General features: G+C 60.0%; 18 protein-coding genes. 10 read left to right on the top strand and 8 right to left on the bottom strand.

Annotated elements, in window-relative coordinates:
- Positions 1–51 precede the first annotated feature (51 nt).
- The 4 genes from mgtE (at position 52) to ppa (ending at position 4,864) form a co-directional block, all read left to right on the top strand.
- Positions 52–1,437 (top strand): magnesium transporter, encoded by a 1,386-nt coding sequence (mgtE, locus tag ACIQWS_RS13975; protein ID WP_346305183.1) that lies wholly within the window; start codon positions 52–54, stop codon positions 1,435–1,437.
- Between the two features lie 198 nt (positions 1,438–1,635).
- Positions 1,636–3,465: a translational GTPase TypA gene (typA, locus tag ACIQWS_RS13970; protein WP_105734256.1), complete on the top strand. Its 1,830-nt coding sequence runs from the start codon at positions 1,636–1,638 to the stop codon at positions 3,463–3,465.
- A 134-nt stretch (positions 3,466–3,599) separates the two neighbouring features.
- Positions 3,600–4,106 (top strand): GNAT family N-acetyltransferase, encoded by a 507-nt coding sequence (locus ACIQWS_RS13965; protein ID WP_223613846.1) that lies wholly within the window; start codon positions 3,600–3,602, stop codon positions 4,104–4,106.
- 221 nt (positions 4,107–4,327) lie between these two features.
- The gene (ppa, locus tag ACIQWS_RS13960; RefSeq protein WP_105734254.1) at positions 4,328–4,864 is read left to right on the top strand and encodes an inorganic diphosphatase; all 537 of its coding nucleotides are present in this window, start codon (positions 4,328–4,330) and stop codon (positions 4,862–4,864) included.
- Position 4,865: 1 nt separating this feature from the next.
- Here ppa and ACIQWS_RS13955 read toward each other — a convergent pair whose 3' ends face one another.
- The gene (locus ACIQWS_RS13955) at positions 4,866–5,186 is read right to left on the bottom strand and encodes a DUF167 family protein (RefSeq protein ID WP_403181011.1); all 321 of its coding nucleotides are present in this window, start codon (positions 5,184–5,186) and stop codon (positions 4,866–4,868) included.
- 15 nt (positions 5,187–5,201) lie between these two features.
- A complete protein-coding gene (locus ACIQWS_RS13950) occupies positions 5,202–5,492 on the bottom strand; it encodes a YggT family protein (protein ID WP_223613847.1) in 291 nt (96 codons plus the stop codon).
- A gap of 313 nt (positions 5,493–5,805) precedes the next feature.
- Between ACIQWS_RS13950 and ACIQWS_RS13945 the strand changes: the two genes are divergently transcribed.
- Positions 5,806–7,047: an MFS transporter gene (locus ACIQWS_RS13945; RefSeq protein WP_346305184.1), complete on the top strand. Its 1,242-nt coding sequence runs from the start codon at positions 5,806–5,808 to the stop codon at positions 7,045–7,047.
- Between the two features lie 4 nt (positions 7,048–7,051).
- Here ACIQWS_RS13945 and ACIQWS_RS13940 read toward each other — a convergent pair whose 3' ends face one another.
- The 6 genes from ACIQWS_RS13940 to hemC all read right to left on the bottom strand — a co-directional run bounded on the left by ACIQWS_RS13940 (position 7,052) and on the right by hemC (position 13,214).
- Positions 7,052–7,786, bottom strand: coding sequence for a glutamine amidotransferase (locus tag ACIQWS_RS13940; protein ID WP_403180134.1), 735 nt, complete (start codon positions 7,784–7,786; stop codon positions 7,052–7,054).
- 10 nt (positions 7,787–7,796) lie between these two features.
- Positions 7,797–8,273 carry a TerB family tellurite resistance protein gene (locus ACIQWS_RS13935; RefSeq protein WP_105734250.1) on the bottom strand — a complete coding sequence of 159 codons (477 nt, stop codon included), beginning with the start codon at positions 8,271–8,273 and terminating at the stop codon, positions 7,797–7,799.
- 162 nt (positions 8,274–8,435) lie between these two features.
- Entirely contained in the window at positions 8,436–10,127 is a 1,692-nt protein-coding gene (locus ACIQWS_RS13930) for a heme biosynthesis HemY N-terminal domain-containing protein (protein WP_403180127.1), read from the bottom strand.
- A 6-nt stretch (positions 10,128–10,133) separates the two neighbouring features.
- Positions 10,134–11,468 carry a COG4223 family protein gene (locus tag ACIQWS_RS13925; RefSeq protein ID WP_403180124.1) on the bottom strand — a complete coding sequence of 445 codons (1,335 nt, stop codon included), beginning with the start codon at positions 11,466–11,468 and terminating at the stop codon, positions 10,134–10,136.
- Between the two features lie 91 nt (positions 11,469–11,559).
- On the bottom strand, positions 11,560–12,285 hold the full coding sequence (locus ACIQWS_RS13920; RefSeq protein WP_346305188.1) for a uroporphyrinogen-III synthase: 726 nt from the start codon (positions 12,283–12,285) through the stop codon (positions 11,560–11,562).
- Complete coding sequence (gene hemC, locus ACIQWS_RS13915) at positions 12,285–13,214, bottom strand: hydroxymethylbilane synthase (protein WP_403180119.1); 930 nt, start codon at positions 13,212–13,214, stop codon at positions 12,285–12,287. Before hemC ends, ACIQWS_RS13920 begins: the two co-directional genes overlap by 1 nt.
- Positions 13,215–13,310: 96 nt before the next feature.
- On the opposite strand from hemC, the gene tsaD reads away from it, so the two are divergent.
- From tsaD to ACIQWS_RS13890, 5 genes are read left to right on the top strand one after another with little or no spacing between them, the layout of a single operon-like run.
- A complete protein-coding gene (gene tsaD, locus ACIQWS_RS13910) occupies positions 13,311–14,390 on the top strand; it encodes a tRNA (adenosine(37)-N6)-threonylcarbamoyltransferase complex transferase subunit TsaD (protein WP_403180114.1) in 1,080 nt (359 codons plus the stop codon).
- Complete coding sequence (locus ACIQWS_RS13905; RefSeq protein WP_346305191.1) at positions 14,387–15,373, top strand: NAD(P)H-dependent glycerol-3-phosphate dehydrogenase; 987 nt, start codon at positions 14,387–14,389, stop codon at positions 15,371–15,373. Before tsaD ends, ACIQWS_RS13905 begins: the two co-directional genes overlap by 4 nt.
- A 30-nt stretch (positions 15,374–15,403) precedes the next feature.
- Positions 15,404–15,694 (top strand): YciI-like protein, encoded by a 291-nt coding sequence (locus ACIQWS_RS13900; RefSeq protein ID WP_346305192.1) that lies wholly within the window; start codon positions 15,404–15,406, stop codon positions 15,692–15,694.
- A gap of 8 nt (positions 15,695–15,702) precedes the next feature.
- Positions 15,703–16,131: an EVE domain-containing protein gene (locus ACIQWS_RS13895; protein WP_346305193.1), complete on the top strand. Its 429-nt coding sequence runs from the start codon at positions 15,703–15,705 to the stop codon at positions 16,129–16,131.
- 9 nt (positions 16,132–16,140) lie between these two features.
- Positions 16,141–16,812 (top strand): methyltransferase, encoded by a 672-nt coding sequence (locus tag ACIQWS_RS13890; protein ID WP_346305194.1) that lies wholly within the window; start codon positions 16,141–16,143, stop codon positions 16,810–16,812.
- Positions 16,813–16,817: the final 5 nt, after the last annotated feature.

Genomic DNA, 16,817 nt, shown 5'->3' with positions numbered 1-16,817 from the left:
CAGCTCGCCCCGATCAGCCATGACGGCGGATCGACGGAAAGGCGAGCTAAAATGAACGACCTTCGCTTGAACCAGGATGCAGCCAATGCTGATTTGGCAACGGCATCCAATGTGGCTGAACAGCTTGCGTCCATGCAGGCTGCTGATGCTGTCGAATTGCTCAATGAGCTCGATGTCGAGGATGCCGTCGGCATTCTGGCAGAAATGCCGCGGGATCACGCGGTTCTGATTCTGGATCAGCCGGAACTCCATTCGTCCGCCGAGATTATCACCGCGCTTCCCCCCGTCATTGCGCGGGAATTGCTCGATGCCATGTCAGCGGACCGCGTGACGGATATTTTCCAGCAGTTCGACGATGAAACCCGCATTCGTCTTGCCGCAAGCCTTGGCCAAGAAACCAAGGCAGCGCTGCGCAAACTCCTGCATTACCCGCCCCATACGGCCGGCAGCCTGATGACGACGGAATTCGTCAGCGTTCCCGCCAACTGGAGCGTCGCTGCAACGCTTCAGCACATTCGTGAGGTGGAACGCTCGCGCGAAACGATCTATGCGATCTATGTGACCGATCCGAAGACCAAAGGTCTGCGCCGCGCCGTCGCCTTGCGCCGCCTGATCACCAGCGAACCGAACGACTCCATCATGAGCGTTGGCCGCGACGTGGCACCGGTCACGGTTGGTCCGCTCACCGATCAGGAAGACGTGGCCCGGCTGTTCCGCAAGCACGATCTGCTCGCCGTTCCCGTGGTGAATGACGACAATCACATCATCGGCATCGTGACCGTCGATGATGTGATCGACGCCATGACCCAGGAAATGACCGAGGATACCCTGAAATTCGGTGGTATGGAGGCGCTCAACAAGCCCTACATGCAGATCGGGTTCGTCCAGATGCTGCGCAAGCGCGCCGGCTGGCTCGGCGTGCTGTTTCTCAGCGAAATGCTGACGGCCAGCGCCATGCAGTATTTCGAGGGCGAACTGGAAAAGGCCGTGGTTCTCACCCTGTTCATTCCTTTGATCATGAGTTCGGGCGGCAATTCCGGCTCCCAGGCCACATCCCTGCTGATCCGTGCCTTGGCATTGCAGGAACTGCGCCTGAAGGATTGGTGGCGCGTTGCGCTGCGGGAACTGCCAACCGGCCTGGCGCTTGGGTCTTTCCTCGGCCTGATCGGCGTTATCCGCATCACCACATGGCAGATGGCCGGCCTTTACAATTACGGCCCGCACTGGATGCTGATTGCAGCGACAGTCGGCGCCGCCCTGATCGGCATCGTGACCTTCGGTTCGCTCGTCGGCTCCATGCTGCCCTTCATCCTGCAGAAGATCGGGTTCGACCCTGCCAGTGCCTCCGCACCCTTCGTGGCCACACTCGTCGATGTGACCGGGCTGGTGATCTATTTCTCGATTGCGCTGGTCTTTCTTTCCGGCACGCTTCTTTGACCAAGCGCGCGGCAAATTCCCGGATTTGCCGCGCGCGGGACCGCCCGAGAACCGTTACATCCGCATAGCTGTAATGCAGACAGCGGCCATCCAAACGCGCATCCCCCCTTTCGCATTTGCGAAAAAACATGTAAGGAGCGCGCAAATGCAAAGCGGCGCCAGCATGTGTGCGTCCTCAATCCTCCAAAAGAGAAACTCATGAAACTGCGCAACATCGCGATCATCGCACACGTTGACCATGGCAAAACCACGCTTGTCGACGAACTTCTGAAACAGTCCGGCAATTTCCGTGACAACCAGCGCGTTGCCGAACGCATGATGGATTCGAACGACATCGAAAAGGAACGCGGGATCACCATTCTCGCCAAGGCCACTTCGGTTGTCTGGAAGGACGCACGCATCAACATCGTCGATACGCCCGGCCACGCCGACTTCGGCGGCGAAGTCGAACGTATCCTCAGCATGGTGGACGGCGCGATCGTTCTCGTTGACGCTGCCGAAGGCCCGATGCCCCAGACCAAGTTCGTGGTCGGCAAGGCTCTCAAGGTTGGCCTGCGCCCGATCGTTGCGATCAACAAGATTGACCGCCCGGACGCGCGTTACGAGGAAGTGGTCAACGAGGTCTTCGATCTCTTTGCCGCTCTGGATGCCACCGACGAACAGCTTGACTTCCCGATCCTCTACGGTTCAGGCCGCAATGGCTGGATGGCACGCAACCCGGAAGGTCCGCAGGACCAGGGACTGTCCGCCCTCTTCGACATGGTTCTCGAACATGTGCCAGCGCCAACCGTCGGCGAAGGCCCGTTCAAGATGATCGGCACGATTCTCGAAGCCGATCCTTTCCTTGGCCGCATCATCACCGGCCGCATCCATTCCGGCACGGTCAAGTCGAACCAGCAGGTCAAGGTTCTGCACGGTGACGGCACCCAGCTTGAAACCGGCCGTATCTCCAAGATCCTCGCATTCCGCGGTCTTGAGCGCCAGCCGATCGACGAAGCCCATGCGGGCGATATCGTGGCCATTGCCGGCCTGCAGAAGGGCACGGTTGCCGATACATTCTGCGCGACGGAAGTCACCGAGCCACTGCATGCGCAGCCGATCGATCCGCCGACAGTGACGATGTCATTCATCGTCAACGATTCTCCGCTGGCCGGCACCGAAGGCGACAAGGTCACCAGCCGCGTCATCCGCGACCGCCTCCTCAAGGAAGCTGAAGGCAATGTTGCGCTGAAGGTCGAGGAATCCGGCGACAAGGATTCGTTCTTCGTATCGGGCCGCGGCGAATTGCAGCTCGCCGTTCTCATCGAGAACATGCGCCGCGAAGGTTTCGAGCTTGGCGTATCGCGTCCGCGCGTCGTCATGCAGAAAGACGAAAACGGCAACATGCTCGAGCCCATCGAGGAAGTGCTGATCGACGTCGACGAGGAATATTCCGGCACGGTCGTGCAGAAGATGTCCGAGCGCAAGGCTGAAATGGTCGAGCTGCGTCCATCCGGCGGCAATCGCGTCCGCATGGTTTTCTACGCACCGACCCGCGGCCTCATCGGCTATCAGTCGGAACTTCTGACCGATACACGCGGTACGGCGATCATGAACCGCCTGTTCCGCGCCTATGAGCCCTTCAAGGGTGAAATCTCCGGCCGCAACAACGGCGTTCTGATCTCCAACGACCAGGGTGAATCCGTTGCCTTCGCCATGTGGAACCTTGAAGATCGCGGCCCGATGGTTATCGAAGCCGGCGTCAAGGTCTATGCCGGCATGATCATCGGCATCCACTCGCGCGACAACGACCTGGAAGTGAACGTGCTCAAGGGCAAGAAGCTCACCAACATCCGCGCTGCCGGCAAGGATGAAGCCGTCAAGCTGACACCGCCGATCCGCATGACGCTGGAACGCGCCCTGTCGTGGATTCAGGATGACGAATTGGTGGAAGTCACGCCGAAGTCCATCCGCCTGCGCAAGCTCTACCTCGATCCGAACGAACGCAAGCGTTTTGAAAAGAGCAACAAGACAGCCGGCGCCGCATAAGGCGAAGATGCGACGGCTTAACAATTGGAGAAAGCGGCGATTTTCGCCGCTTTTTCTTTTTGGTGCACGACACGAAAAATCGTTTTGAAAGCCAGTTGCGAAGTCCCGGTGCCCGGGTCTATGGTTAAGAAACCATGAACACCCATGTGACCGAGATCAGACGTGCAGAACTGGCCGATGCGGGCGCAATTTCCGCCGTGCATCTGGCTGCCTGGCAAGGTGCCTATACGGGTATCATTCCGCATCGTTCGCTCAATACCATGCTGCATCGCCGCGGTGCGGACTGGTGGGCAAGAGCCATTCGCCGCTCCACGCAAATTCTCGTCGCCGACATTGGCGGCGTTGTCGCCGGCTATGCCACGCTGGGGCCCAACCGGGCGCGGCAGCTGCCGCAGAAAGGCGAAGTCTACGAACTCTACATCCGTCCCGAGTATCAGGGACTGGGTCTGGGGACACGGCTCCTGGGCGCCTCGCGCCGCAGCCTCATCGATCAGGGGCTGAAGGGCATGGTTGTCTGGGCGCTCGAGGACAATGATCTTGCGGTCAGCTTCTATGCCAGCGCAGGCGGCAAGGATGTGGCTGAAGGCGTCGAATGTTTCGAAGGCAAGACACTGAAGAAAATCGCCTTCGTCTGGAATTGATCACCGGAAATGCTTTCCCCCACCCGCGAGGCGGCGGGTTGTCCCGTCATTTTGAAGCGCACTATTTGTTGTGTTGCCTGCCATTGCGTGGCCTTGCCGGCGCTTATTTCGGTCAATTTGGCCTGCTCCCGCGTTTTCGGGACGTAGATATGCGATGCAATTCTTGCGCCAGGCCGTAAAAATCTTTACAGCACTCCCAAACCAACAAGGACTCTGAAAATATGCGCATTGATGCCATTTCGGTCGGCAATAATCCTCCTGAAGATGTCAACGTAATCATCGAGGTTCCAGTCGGCGGCCAGCCGATCAAATACGAACTCGACAAGGATTCCGGCGCCCTGTTTGTCGACCGGTTCCTGCACACCCCGATGACCTATCCCGGCAATTACGGTTTCGTGCCGCACACCCTGTCGGATGATGGCGATCCGATTGACGTTCTGATCTGCAACACCCGCGCCCTGATGCCCACGAGCGTGATCAACGTGCGCCCCATTGGTGTTCTGGTCATGGAAGACAACAAGGGGCAGGATGAAAAGATCATCGCCGTGCCGTCGCCGCACCTGACACTGCGTTACGAGAAGGTTCACAACTACACGGACCTGCCCGACATCACCCTGAAGCAGATCCAGCATTTCTTCGAACACTACAAGGATCTGGAACCCGGCAAGTGGGTGAAGATCGGTGACTGGGGCGATGAAGATGCGGCCCGCAAGCTGATCACCGAAGCCATCGAGCGTCACAACGCCAAGAAGGCCTGATTTATTCCTCGGGCGATCCAAGTTCCGCCAGCTTCATTGCCAGCGCCTCGGGATCGCCCGAAATCTTTACCTGCTTCAGCCGCGATGTGGCGCCTGCGCCAATGGAAACATCCCGCGCTGCAATGCCAAGCCATTGTGCCAGCAGCTTTTCCAGCGCCACATTGGCCTTTCCATCTTCCGGTACTGCCCGCACGCGCGCTTTCAGATGCGCTCTGCCGTCATCCGTTGCTTCAATACTTTCCACGTCCTTGGCTGACTTTGGCGTCAACCGGACAAAGAGCGTGACGCCATCGCGCTCTTTGCGAAAGAAGTCCGCGCGCAAAGCCAAGGCGCTGACTTAAAGCAGCGCTGGCGCAATCGTCGTTGCAAGAAACCGCTGAAGGAAGAAAATGATCAGCAGGAGGATGATGGGCGAGATATCGATGCCGCCCAGATCAGGAATGAACCTGCGTATGGGGCGCAGCGCCGGTTCCGTCACGCGATACAGAAACTCACCAATCGAAGCGACAAAGTGATTGCTTGAATTGATCACGTTGAACGCATGGAGCCATGAGAAAATTGCGCTGGCGATGATGACGTAGGAATAGAGCGTTAGCGCCAGATTGATGGTTTCAAGAAGGGCGAGCATGGGTTTCTCCTGATAATCACGACATGTAGCGATTGGCGTGCTTTCGAGCAAGAGGCAGCTGCTCTCTTGGAGTTGGGTTTGGTCTTGTGGTCCCAACCGTGGCTGATGCCGGCAGCGCTGTTACCAGGCAATCACCCGGAAGGGTCTTCCCGGCAAGGACTGAATTCTCAATCCCCCCAAGCGTGATTTCAGGTCAGTTGATCCGGCGCATTTTTCACCCTGCTGAAACGATATAATAATTCATATTTATTGATCCCCCTTCGTCCGGATTTGTTCTAGAAGAGGTTTCCAGATTCCGGAGCCTTTCATCGCAATGTCCCTCCCAGAAATGAACGCGGCGCATGATCGCTATGCCGCCTTTCGCCATTCATCCTTCACGCGATACTGGCTGGCCCGCTTCTTCGGCTCCTTTGCCATCCAGATCATCAGCGTGTCCGTCGGCTGGCAGATCTACGATCTGACGCGCGATCCCTTTGATCTGGGCCTCGTCGGGCTCGTCCAGTTCGCCCCCTCACTGCTGCTGGTTCTCGTCACCGGTGCCGCCGCAGACCGGTTTGGCCGCCGCTTCATCATGGGGCTTGCACTGGGTGCCGAAGTGATCTGCGCGGCGCTGCTGTTGCTGCTGACCCTCACCCACACGTTCACCCCGCTCACCGTCTTTGCCATTCTCGCCGGCTTCGGCGTGGGGCGCGCCTTTCTTGGACCGGCTTCCGCCTCGCTGGTTGTCAATCTGGTGCCAACCGAAGTATTTTCGAACGCCGTATCGTGGAACTCCTCCGCCTGGCAGATCGCAACGATTGTGGGCCCTGTTGCCGGCGGCCTGCTCTACGGCCTGTCACCCGCCATCGCCTACGGCATCGCGACGGTCCTGCTGGCTGCCGCCACGATCTGCATTTTCTCCATCCCAAAACCCGCCCAGCATACGCTTACCGAGAAAAAATCGCTTCAGACGCTGCTGGCAGGCTTTCACTACATCTGGAAAGAGAAAGTCGTTCTCGGCGCGATTTCACTCGATCTGTTTGCCGTCCTGCTCGGCGGCGCCGTGGCGCTTCTGCCGGTCTATGCCCGGGATATCCTGCAGCTTGGCCCCTGGGGGCTTGGAATGCTGCGGGCAGCGCCGGGCATCGGCGCCATTCTGACTGCGCTCTGGCTGGCCGGTCATCCCATTCGCGACCATGCCGGCATGATCATGTTCCTGTTTGTCGCGCTGTTCGGCTTGCTCACCGTCATGTTCGGCGTATCCAACCTCGCATGGCTCTCCATCGCCCTGCTGGCCCTGATGGGCGCGGCTGACATGATCAGCGTCTATATCCGGGAAACCCTCTTGCAGCTCTGGACACCAGACCACGTCCGCGGCCGCGTCAATGCGGTCAATATGGTCTTTGTCGGCGCGTCGAATGAGCTCGGTGAGTTCCGCGCCGGTATCATGGCATCACTGATCGGCACGATCCCTGCCGTCGTCTTCGGCGGTGTCGGCACGATTGCCGTCGCGGGCCTGTGGGCTTACCGGTTCCCGCAATTGCGCAAGGCACGCAACCTGCAGGGCCGGACATAGACGGCTAAGCCGGAACCGGCGTACCGAAGATCGTGCCAAGGAAACGCTGGAGCCAGGCTTTCAACACCGCGTCATAGACCAGCCGGCCTTCCAGATGCTGGCGGCCGTGCTGGGCATTGTTCATGGTGAAGCGTTCCGAGCCACGCACCACCCAGCGCTGCATCATGGCGCGGGTCAGTTCCGCATGAAACTGTACCCCCCAGGCATTTTCGCCGTAGCGGAAAGCCTGGTTGTGGTAGGCCTTGGCCGTTGCCAGAAGCGTGGCGCTGCGCGGCAGGTCAAAGCCCTCGCGGTGAAAATGATACACCATGGGCGGCCAGTCCATCAGAGCCTTGCCGGCCTCGGTGGCTTCGAGTTCATACCAGCCGATTTCCACCAGTCCTTCCGGATGCGGACCGACCGTGCCGCCAAGATGCTTGGCGAGCATCTGCGCACCAAGGCAAATGCCAAGAAAGGGCTTGTTTTCCCCAAGCGGCACGGACAGCCAGTCGGTTTCCCGGTCAACGAATTCATCGGGGTCGTTGGCGCTCATGGGGCCGCCAAAGATGACAGCGCCCGCATGATCCTCCAGCGTCTCGGGCAGCTCATCACCAAGCGGCGGACGGCGGATATCCAGATCAAAGCCGGATTGCAGCAGCAACTGGCCGACGCGGCCGGGGCTTGAACGTTCCTGATGCAGTACCGTGAGGATTTTCGGGCGCTTCACTTGCCTGTTCTCCATCCAGTCTGTCTGGAACATGCTTCTGATCCTATTCCTCTTGCACCGCCTGCTTGGCGCGAAGGGCTGCCTTCTGCTTCATCGTGACCCGGTCACGGGACGAGACTCCGATCAGTTCCGCAACCCGCCAGACAACATTTTCTTCCAGCTCATGCGCGGATCCGTCGGCGAAAACCACGTCCCACATCAGTTCAATGAAGTGAATTCGCGCCGCTTCGTCAAGATTGCGCTTGAGCACGCTGGTAAAGCTATAGAGATCGACGGCTTCCTGATCCGCCTGCTCACTGTCCTCCAGCAGACGCTTCAAGGCTTCGCCTTTGAGCCCGTAGGCTTCGGAAATCAGCTGTGACAGGCGCTTGCGCTCCACCTTGCGCCGCTCGCCATCCGCATCCATGACATGAAACATCAGCGCGGCCGCCGCAAGGCGCGGATCATTCCTGGAAAAATGGCCTTTCCCGCTTTCGCCTGAAGGCAAAGCTTTGAAGAAGGTGACAAGGCGGTCCAGCATCAATACGGATCTCTCAGCGTTGTTATCAATGAGCCGAATCAACTGATAGCTTGGCTGACACGGCCCTGCCATTGTGCATCTTGCCGCAAAGACCGCTATTGAAATTAATGTGTTAGGATCGACACACAGGAGCATTTCCGGTCACACCGACCGGAAAAAGCTCTAGAACAGACGGAACTTCTTGTTGGGCCGGTCTTCCTCGTCGTCAGCCAGCACACCCGGATCATCCGGCACCGGAATGACCAGTTTTTCTTCCTCGTGCTGCACCGCCGCAGGCGCCGTTTCCGCCAGAGACGGCAGGACGGACGCAATGCGTTCGTGCGCATGCGGCTCTTCCGGTCTTGCCGCCACGGGCTTCACCGCAGGCTCCGCCGGTACAATTTCCGCATCCACAATATCGGCATCCGCTTCAACAACACGTGCCGCCGGTTTTTCGGCAGATACCACCACGGACTTCGCCGGGATCAAAGGCTCGGCGGGCTCGCGCTCCGGCGCTGACTGGACGGGTTTGGCTGCCAGCGCACTGTCAAAATCATCGCGCGCATCGATTACCGTTCCCAATTGCTCGACGGGCACCTTCCACTCGAACGCATTCAGCTTGCCGGTGACCGGCGAAGCGGGAGCCCAGCGCTCCGAAACATAGCCGTCAGCGGTCCAGGCGGGATCGCGGGGCGCCTTGACGGCCCGTGACAGCCACTGGCGCACGCGGCCCTGATCGCCCGTCTGCGCCTCCTCGATATCGGCCAGCAGCAGATAGGCACTTTCGCGCGGCGCCGTGCGCAAAACGGTCTCGGCAGCCTCGCGCGCTTCCTTCAACTCGCCTGCGGCCAGCGCCGCATGGGCTATGGCCAGGTTCGATTCCGCATGATGCGGATAGAGCGAAGCCAGATGGCGGGCGCGTTTCAGGCGATCGAACACGGAATCTCCCAGGCGCGCATGCACATAAGTTTCCGCCACTTCCGGGTGTGGCTGCTTCTTCCACACATGCTCCAGAATTTTCGAGCCCTTGCGCAGATCGGCCTGCTGGAACAGCACTTTTGCCGCGATAATGGCGGCCGGGATCAGATCGGGCGCAAGCTTGTTCGCTTCGATGGCAATGGGTTTCGACCCGACCGGATCACTTTCAAACGTATCGAGCGCCTTGGCGGTCAGGAGAACGGCACGTTCACGCTTTGCCGTGTCCTTGTCGATCTGCTTGGTGGCTTTCTGGGTCTCCAGCAATTCCAGCGCACCATCCCAATCGCCATGGGCGGTTTTTTGGCCAAGGGCCGCCGTAGAGGCCCATTCGACGTTGGGTGCCAGAAGCGCTGCCTGTTCGGCATATTGCAGCGACGCATCCCGCGCACCAAGGCGTTGCGCTTCGAGATAAAGCCCGCGCAGGCCGAGCAGTTTGGTCTCCGGGTCATCCAGCATCGCCTGGAATTTCGCCCTGGCATCGTCCGAACGGCCTTCCAGCATGGCGGCTTGCGCGTCCAGAAGTTTGATCAGCGGCTCCTGATCGACGTTAAGGAGTTTTTCTGCCTGTTTGATCATGCGCCGGGCCGTTTGCCCGTCCCCCGCACCCGCTGCAATCAGACCGGTGGACAGGGATTGATAGCCGCGATCACGCTTGCGGGCCCGGAAATGGCGGCGCAGGGCATAAGGCGAGCCAATAACGCTCTTGATGATCCACCAGACCAGCATGACAGTGGCTACAAGCGCCACGATGGCGGACGCGGCCACCATGAGGCTGACCTTGTGCTGCATCCCGGCAAAGGTGACGACGAGATCGCCGGGCCGGTCGGCGAGCCATGCAAAACCAAACCCCAGCACCAGAACGACGACAAGGAAGGACAGAACTTTGATCATGGTCATCTTCCCTTACTGCGCCGCAGCCGGCGTCTTCATGCCGGTCAATGCATTGGAGAGCGCCTTGGAAACGATCTCGCCTGCCTTCTGACGGGTGCGCATGGCATTGGCGAAATCGGTCGAGACGGCTTTGGCCGATTCGGGCAGCTTGTCCCATTCGGCAATGGCCGCAGGCAGATCACCGCCATTGAGATGCGCCTCTATGCGCGCGGTGATGGCAGCAATGCCTTCACCCTCGACAAGGCCCACAGGGCGCGATTCCACCAGCGCGCTGGCGCTTGCCCATAGCCGGTCGACAATACCCGCATTGGGATCAACCGTTCGCGTCGTCGCAATGATTTTTGTCGCCACGTCGCCGAACTGGCTCGCCAGCATGCTGACAGTCGGAACACCGGTCGTAGCGGCAGTACGCAACCCCTCGGCGTCGGCCGAGGCCGGCGCGACAGCAAGATATGTGTCGAGCTCCGCCGCAAAGGGCCCGCCCCGGTCAATCGCCGACTTCAGGCCGGTGGCGGCGATGGCCAGTGCCATGGTGTTCTGGCCGGCATTGTCCTGCACCTTGGTTTCCAGCGCATCGAGCCGCGTCTGCAAGGCTGCTGACGTCTGTGCCTCCCCCGCAAGTGCGCCGGCGGCTTGCTCTGCCTTCTGCTGACTGGCGGTCAGTTGCGTTTCGAGCGATGCGATACGCGCATCGATGGCACTGGTGTCAACAGAACCTCCTGTGCCTGCGGCCTTGGTCTGGGCATCCGCCAGAGTTTGCTTCAGGGATTTTACATCAGCGGCAATGCCGGACACTTGACCCAGGGCCTGCTTGGCATTTTCCACCGCGCCGTTCAATGCAACCTGTGCGCCCTCGTCGAGACTGGCCTTCGCCGGAGCGGCGGCGCGCAATTCGGCAATCTGTTGCTCCACGGCCGAAAGATCGGCTTTGGGCGATGGCAATACGCCAGCCCATTGCAGCGCGGCCGCACCAAGCAATGCCACCACACCGCCGATGAGACCGGCCGTCAAACGTCCAAGCGGATCGCCCGTCTTGGGCGCAGCAGCAACGGATGCAGGAGCCGCTGGTGTTGACGCTTCGCCAGATGGCGACCGGCCAAACGACGTGCCCTGTTGCAATGTCTCATCTGCCTTCGCTGTTTCGGCGCTGGCCGCAGAGGCCGCTTTTGCCGGCTCGTCTTTCGGCGGCTGTGGCTTGGCAACCATCGTCGGGCTGAAGCCGACCGGCTCCGGCTGCGGCACGTTCGTACTGGCCGGGGCACTTTTCACAATATCCGATGGCTCCAGTTCTATCGTCACAGGCTTCCGGGCTGACTTGGAATGACGGGGAACGGATGATTTGGCCATGGACACTCTCTTCAGAACAATTGGGTTGACTGAAACCCCAAGCTAGCAGGGAAGTTCCGCTTCGGAAACGTCATGCAGCGACGAATGCCGTTCACCTATCGTCCTGCATCCCTTCCAGAAGGTCAAACAGTGCGTCTTCATCCGGTCTGCGAGCGATCCTGACCGATGGTTTATTGAAGCCCTTGAGATCGTCGGCGATACGCTGAGACAGGCATAAAAAGAGCGTCTTATCAAAGAGATGCGTCAATCCTGCGGCCTCGGCCAGAGTTGACAGGACGCCTGAGCTCATGCGCGAATACAGAAGGCAGCAATCAATATTTCTTGACCCGAGCGTTTTGGTCAGAAACTCAGTTGTATAACTGACTGAAATTGTGTCGTAGACCGATATGGAAGAGCAACGGAACCCTGCTTTAGCCACGGCGCGCTCAAAGCCCGGCGACCTGACGTGGCCGGTCAGATAAAGCAGGGAGTCACTTGAACACAGCTCTTCAATAATCGTTTCCGCCAGCGATTCTCCATCGCCATCGCCCGTTGTCACCGTCTCAAAGCCGCGGGCACGTGCCGCATCCGCGGTTGCCTCACCTACGGTGAAACAGGGCAACTGGAGATAAGGCGCAAGCAACGCTTCGCTGGCGTGGACCAGCGCATTGGCGCTTGTGGCGACAAACGCATTGAAGGTGCCTTCAGGCACGGTCGGGTTCAGGGGAACAATCTCCGTGAGCGGCAACAACAGGGGTACATAGCCCTGCACGCGCAGCCGGTCGGCGGTTCTGGTCGCAGCTGGCAGGGGCCGTGTAACCAGAACGGTTTTTTCCATCAGAGCCAATCCGTAAAGAAATGCGCTCCAGCCTTTGCCCTGACGCGGGCGGCCGCATCCCGCCCGATGGCGGCTGCATCCGCCACATCGCCCTCGCCGGTCACTTCATGGGCTTCCGAACCATCCGGCAGCAGGATCATGCCGTGGAAGCTCAGGATGTTGCCGGAAATCGTCGCAAGACCGGCGATGGGTGTGCGGCAGGAACCATCGAGCGTGCCAAGGAACGCGCGTTCACAGGCCAGCGCCGTCGAGGTTGCAAAATGATTGAGCGGCGCGACCAGCGCATCAATTCGCGCATCGCCGATTCGGGTTTCCAGCGTGATCGCCCCCTGTCCGGGTGCTGGTGGAAAGCTTGCCACATCCATCAGGGCGGTCGCCACATCGCCAAGACCGAGGCGGCGCAAACCCGCATAGGCCAGGAAAGTGGCATCCACATCACCATCGGCCAGCTTGCGCAGGCGCGTTTCCACATTGCCGCGAAAGTTCACAACCTTCAGATCAGGCCGCGATTTGAGAATCAAGGCCTGGCGCCGCAGCGAGGCGGAGCCGACAACCGCGCCCAAAGGCAATTCCGCCAGCGTTTTCACAGTGCGACCGATGAAGGCATCGCGCGGATCTTCGCGCTCCAGAAAAACCGAGAGATGCAGGCCTTCGGGCAGGAAAGTCGGCATATCCTTGGAGGAGTGCACGGCCAGATCAATGCGGCCATCCGCCAATTGCTCTTCGATCTCAAGGGTAAACAGCCCCTTGCCGCCAACCTCCGACAGCGGGCGATCCTGAATCCGGTCGCCGCTGGTTGAAATCACCACGATCTCGATATCGTCTTCGCGCAGGCCATGGGCTTTAACCAGCCGATCACACGTCTCACGGGCTTGTGCGAGTGCAAGCGCACTCCCACGTGTACCGATCTTGAGCGTTTTTGTTTGCATTAGTCGCAGTCCGTGTTACGCGAGTTTGAATTATCCGGCCCTAACTAACGGGCTTTTGTGCAACGGGCAATGCGGCGAAGGATGTCAGGGTCATCGATGCGGGTTTTGGGCATAGAAACAAGCTGTGACGAAACGGCTGCTGCGGTCGTTGAGCGCGACCACAACGGTCACGGACGGATTCTCTCCAACGTGGTTCTGAGCCAGATTGACGAACATGCGCCCTATGGCGGCGTCGTACCGGAGATTGCCGCCCGTGCCCATGTAGAAGTGCTCGACCGGCTGATCGGACAGGCGCTGCATGAGGCCCACATGACCCTTGACGAGGTGGATGCGGTGGCAGCAACCGCTGGTCCCGGCCTGATCGGCGGGCTGATCGTCGGCCTCATGACCGGCAAGGCCATTGCCATGGCCGCGCAAAAGCCGTTCTACGCCATCAATCATCTCGAAGGTCATGCCCTGACCCCCCGTCTGACCGACCAGATCGATTTTCCCTATCTGCTTCTCCTTGTTTCCGGAGGCCATACCCAGATGGTGCTGGTCAAGGGCCTCGGCGATTATGAACGGCTTGGCACGACCATCGATGATGCTCTCGGCGAAGCCTTTGACAAAACAGCAAAACTGCTTGGTTTGCCCTATCCCGGCGGCCCCGAAGTGGAAAAGGCGGCGCAATCCGGCGATTCCAGCCGCTTTTCCCTGCCAAGGCCGCTCAAGGGCGAGGAGCGGCTCGACTTCTCCTTCTCCGGCCTGAAGACGGCCGTACGCCAGCTGGCAACCACGCTGGAGCCGCTGTCGCAGACGGATGTGAACGATATCTGCGCCGCGTTTCAGGCTGCCGTTGCCGATACGCTGAATGACCGCGTATCGCGCTCGCTTGCCCGTTTCCGCGCCAGATTTCCTGATGTGAAGGAACCCGCCCTGGTCGTCGCCGGTGGTGTTGCCGCCAACAAGGTCCTGCGGACCTGCCTGCAGGACCTGTGCTCCGGCAACGGCTTCCGCTTCATTGCGCCGCCCATGGCGCTGTGCACCGATAATGCGGCGATGATCGCCTGGGCCGGGGTGGAACGGGCCGGGCATATGGCCGGCGATTCGCTCGATATCGCGCCGCGTTCGCGCTGGCCGCTGGACATGCAATCCGCCCCCCTGATCGGCGCCGGGCGCCGGGGAGCCAAGGCATGAATCCCAGACATCAGATTGCAGTTCTTGGTGGCGGCGCCTGGGGCACGGCCCTTGGCGCCATGGCGGCGCACAATGGACATGATGCGCGCCTTTACGCCCGTGATCCTGCCAGTGTGCATTCCATCAACACACTTCACCGCAATGAAACCTACCTGCCGGGCATTGACCTGCCAGCACCTTTGACCGCCAGTACGGACGCAGCGAGCGTTCTTGCGGGCAGCGATTTCATTCTTTGCGTCATTCCGGCGCAGGCCATGGCGGGCGCTCTCGAGGAGTTGAAGCCCCTGATCCCGATGGCAGTACCGCTGATCATCTGCGCCAAGGGCATTGATCGCAAACGCGGTCTGCTGATGTCCAGTCTGGTCAGGGAAATCATCCCGGATCAGCTGATCGCCGCTTTGTCCGGACCCAGCTTTGCCAGCGACGTGGCAAGAGGCCTGCCAACCGCCGTGACCGTTGCCGCGGAAAGCCAAGCCGTGGCAGACCGTATTGCACTGGCCCTTTCAGGCCCAACGTTTCGCTGTTACTCGACGGACGATCTCGTCGGCGTCGAGATCGGTGGCTCCCTGAAAAACGTGCTTGCCATTGCTGCTGGTGCGGCCATTGGACGGGGTTTTGGCGCCAGCGCACAGGCGGCGCTTGTCACGCGTGGATTTGTCGAATTGCGGCGGGTGGGTCATGCGCTGGGTGCCCGGCCCGAGACAATCATGGGCCTTTCAGGCCTGGGCGATCTGCTGCTCTCCTGCTCGACCTCCCAGTCGCGCAACTATTCCTACGGCCTTGCCCTCGGCCGGGGCGATGACCTGACCGGCAGGCCGCTGGCGGAAGGCGTGGCGACGGCGGCTATTGCCGCGGAGCTGGTCGCCCGGCACTCTATCGAAGCTCCCATCATCGAAGCGGTTGCGCGCATTCTGGACCGCAGTATTACCATTGACGAGGCGGTCGAAGCACTGCTTGCAAGACCGTTGAAAAACGAAGATTAGAAATCTGATTGTCCGTACCGGAGAAACCGAATGCTCTATGCCCTACTTTGCAACGACAAGCCCGGCCATCTGCAGGTGCGTCTCGATACCCGCGCCGCACATCTTGACTATCTCAACGGTCTTGGCGACCGCCTGAAATTCGCAGGGCCTTTCCTCGGGGACGATTCCAAGCCCAACGGCAGTCTGGTTGTGATCGAAGCTTCTGATGTCGCCGGTGCCAGGGAAATCGCCGCAAACGACCCCTATGCCAAGGCTGGTCTGTTTGCATCGGTCGATATCCGCCCATGGAATTGGGCAATCAAGAATCCAGACAGCAAATAGGTTCAAACATGGCATTCTGGCTTTTCAAATCCGAACCCGATGCATGGTCCTGGGAGAAACAGAAGGAAGCGGGCGCCAAGGGCACCGAATGGACCGGCGTGCGCAACTATCTCGCGCGCAACAATATGCGCGCCATGCAATTGGGAGATAAGGGTTTCTTCTACCATTCCAATGAAGGTCTCGAAGTCGTCGGCATCGTCGAGGTCTGCGCGCTGGTGCATCACGATTCGACCACGGACGACCCCCGCTGGGAGTGCGTTGACATCCGTGCGGTCATGGACGTGCCCAAACCGGTGACGCTCAAGGACGTCAAGGCCAACCCCAAGCTGGAAAAAATGGCGCTCGTCACCTCGATGCGCCTTTCCGTGCAGCCGGTCACTCCGGACGAATGGGAGGAAGTCTGCCGTATGGCCGGGCTTGTTCCCGCGCCCCAATGATCGCCCGTCATGGATGAGCAGGCGCTTGATCCCAACAGCGAACGCTACCGGCGCTTTGTTCGGGCGAACACCACGCTGCAGGCGCCGCCGCATGTGCCGGAGATAAACCTGTATCTGGCCGATGAAGCCCATGATCTCTGGCACAAGACGGAGGAGGAACTGGCGACCATTGGCCTGCCGCCACCGTTCTGGGCGTTTGCCTGGGCTGGCGGCCAGGGCGTTGCACGTTACGTTCTCGATCATCCTGATATGGTGAAGGACAGGACCGTTCTCGATTTCGCTTCCGGTTCCGGTCTTGTCGGCATCGCCGCTGCAATGGCCGGTGCGGCACGTGTCACCTCCTGCGACATCGACCCCTTTACCCGCCCGGCGATCCATCTCAACGCCGCTGCCAACGGCGTCGCGGTCGAAACCCTCATTCACGACCTGATCGATACGGACCATGATTGGGACGTCGTCCTGGCCGGCGACGTCTTCTATGAAAAGCCGCTGGCGGACCGGCTCGTCCCATGGTTCACGGCGCTCGCCGCGCGCGGGGCAACCGTGATTGTCGGCGATCCCGGCCGCTCATATTTCCCGAAAAACCTGCTGGAAGAACTGGCGGTCTATGCGGTGCCGGTCACGCGCATTCTCGAAGATTCGGAAGTGAAACGCACCACTGTCTGGCGATTCCGCCGCTAGCAGGG

It is taken from the genome of Phyllobacterium sp. NPDC097923 (assembly GCF_044760925.1).
GTDB classification, from domain to species: Bacteria; Pseudomonadota; Alphaproteobacteria; order Rhizobiales; family Rhizobiaceae; genus Phyllobacterium; species Phyllobacterium calauticae.
The sequence above is the reverse complement of the archived record's forward strand: the minus strand, read 5'-3'. Positions and strand labels throughout refer to the sequence as shown.

Coding starts and splice junctions, on each gene's coding strand:
- mgtE (WP_346305183.1), top strand. CDS start 52: ATGAACGACCTTCGCTTGAACCAGGATGCAGCCAATGCTGATTTGGCA.
- typA (WP_105734256.1), top strand. CDS start 1,636: ATGAAACTGCGCAACATCGCGATCATCGCACACGTTGACCATGGCAAA.
- ACIQWS_RS13965 (WP_223613846.1), top strand. CDS start 3,600: ATGAACACCCATGTGACCGAGATCAGACGTGCAGAACTGGCCGATGCG.
- ppa (WP_105734254.1), top strand. CDS start 4,328: ATGCGCATTGATGCCATTTCGGTCGGCAATAATCCTCCTGAAGATGTC.
- ACIQWS_RS13950 (WP_223613847.1), bottom strand. CDS start 5,492: ATGCTCGCCCTTCTTGAAACCATCAATCTGGCGCTAACGCTCTATTCC.
- ACIQWS_RS13945 (WP_346305184.1), top strand. CDS start 5,806: ATGTCCCTCCCAGAAATGAACGCGGCGCATGATCGCTATGCCGCCTTT.
- ACIQWS_RS13940 (WP_403180134.1), bottom strand. CDS start 7,786: ATGTTCCAGACAGACTGGATGGAGAACAGGCAAGTGAAGCGCCCGAAA.
- ACIQWS_RS13935 (WP_105734250.1), bottom strand. CDS start 8,273: ATGCTGGACCGCCTTGTCACCTTCTTCAAAGCTTTGCCTTCAGGCGAA.
- ACIQWS_RS13930 (WP_403180127.1), bottom strand. CDS start 10,127: ATGACCATGATCAAAGTTCTGTCCTTCCTTGTCGTCGTTCTGGTGCTG.
- ACIQWS_RS13925 (WP_403180124.1), bottom strand. CDS start 11,468: ATGGCCAAATCATCCGTTCCCCGTCATTCCAAGTCAGCCCGGAAGCCT.
- ACIQWS_RS13920 (WP_346305188.1), bottom strand. CDS start 12,285: ATGGAAAAAACCGTTCTGGTTACACGGCCCCTGCCAGCTGCGACCAGA.
- hemC (WP_403180119.1), bottom strand. CDS start 13,214: ATGCAAACAAAAACGCTCAAGATCGGTACACGTGGGAGTGCGCTTGCA.
- tsaD (WP_403180114.1), top strand. CDS start 13,311: ATGCGGGTTTTGGGCATAGAAACAAGCTGTGACGAAACGGCTGCTGCG.
- ACIQWS_RS13905 (WP_346305191.1), top strand. CDS start 14,387: ATGAATCCCAGACATCAGATTGCAGTTCTTGGTGGCGGCGCCTGGGGC.
- ACIQWS_RS13900 (WP_346305192.1), top strand. CDS start 15,404: ATGCTCTATGCCCTACTTTGCAACGACAAGCCCGGCCATCTGCAGGTG.
- ACIQWS_RS13895 (WP_346305193.1), top strand. CDS start 15,703: ATGGCATTCTGGCTTTTCAAATCCGAACCCGATGCATGGTCCTGGGAG.
- ACIQWS_RS13890 (WP_346305194.1), top strand. CDS start 16,141: ATGGATGAGCAGGCGCTTGATCCCAACAGCGAACGCTACCGGCGCTTT.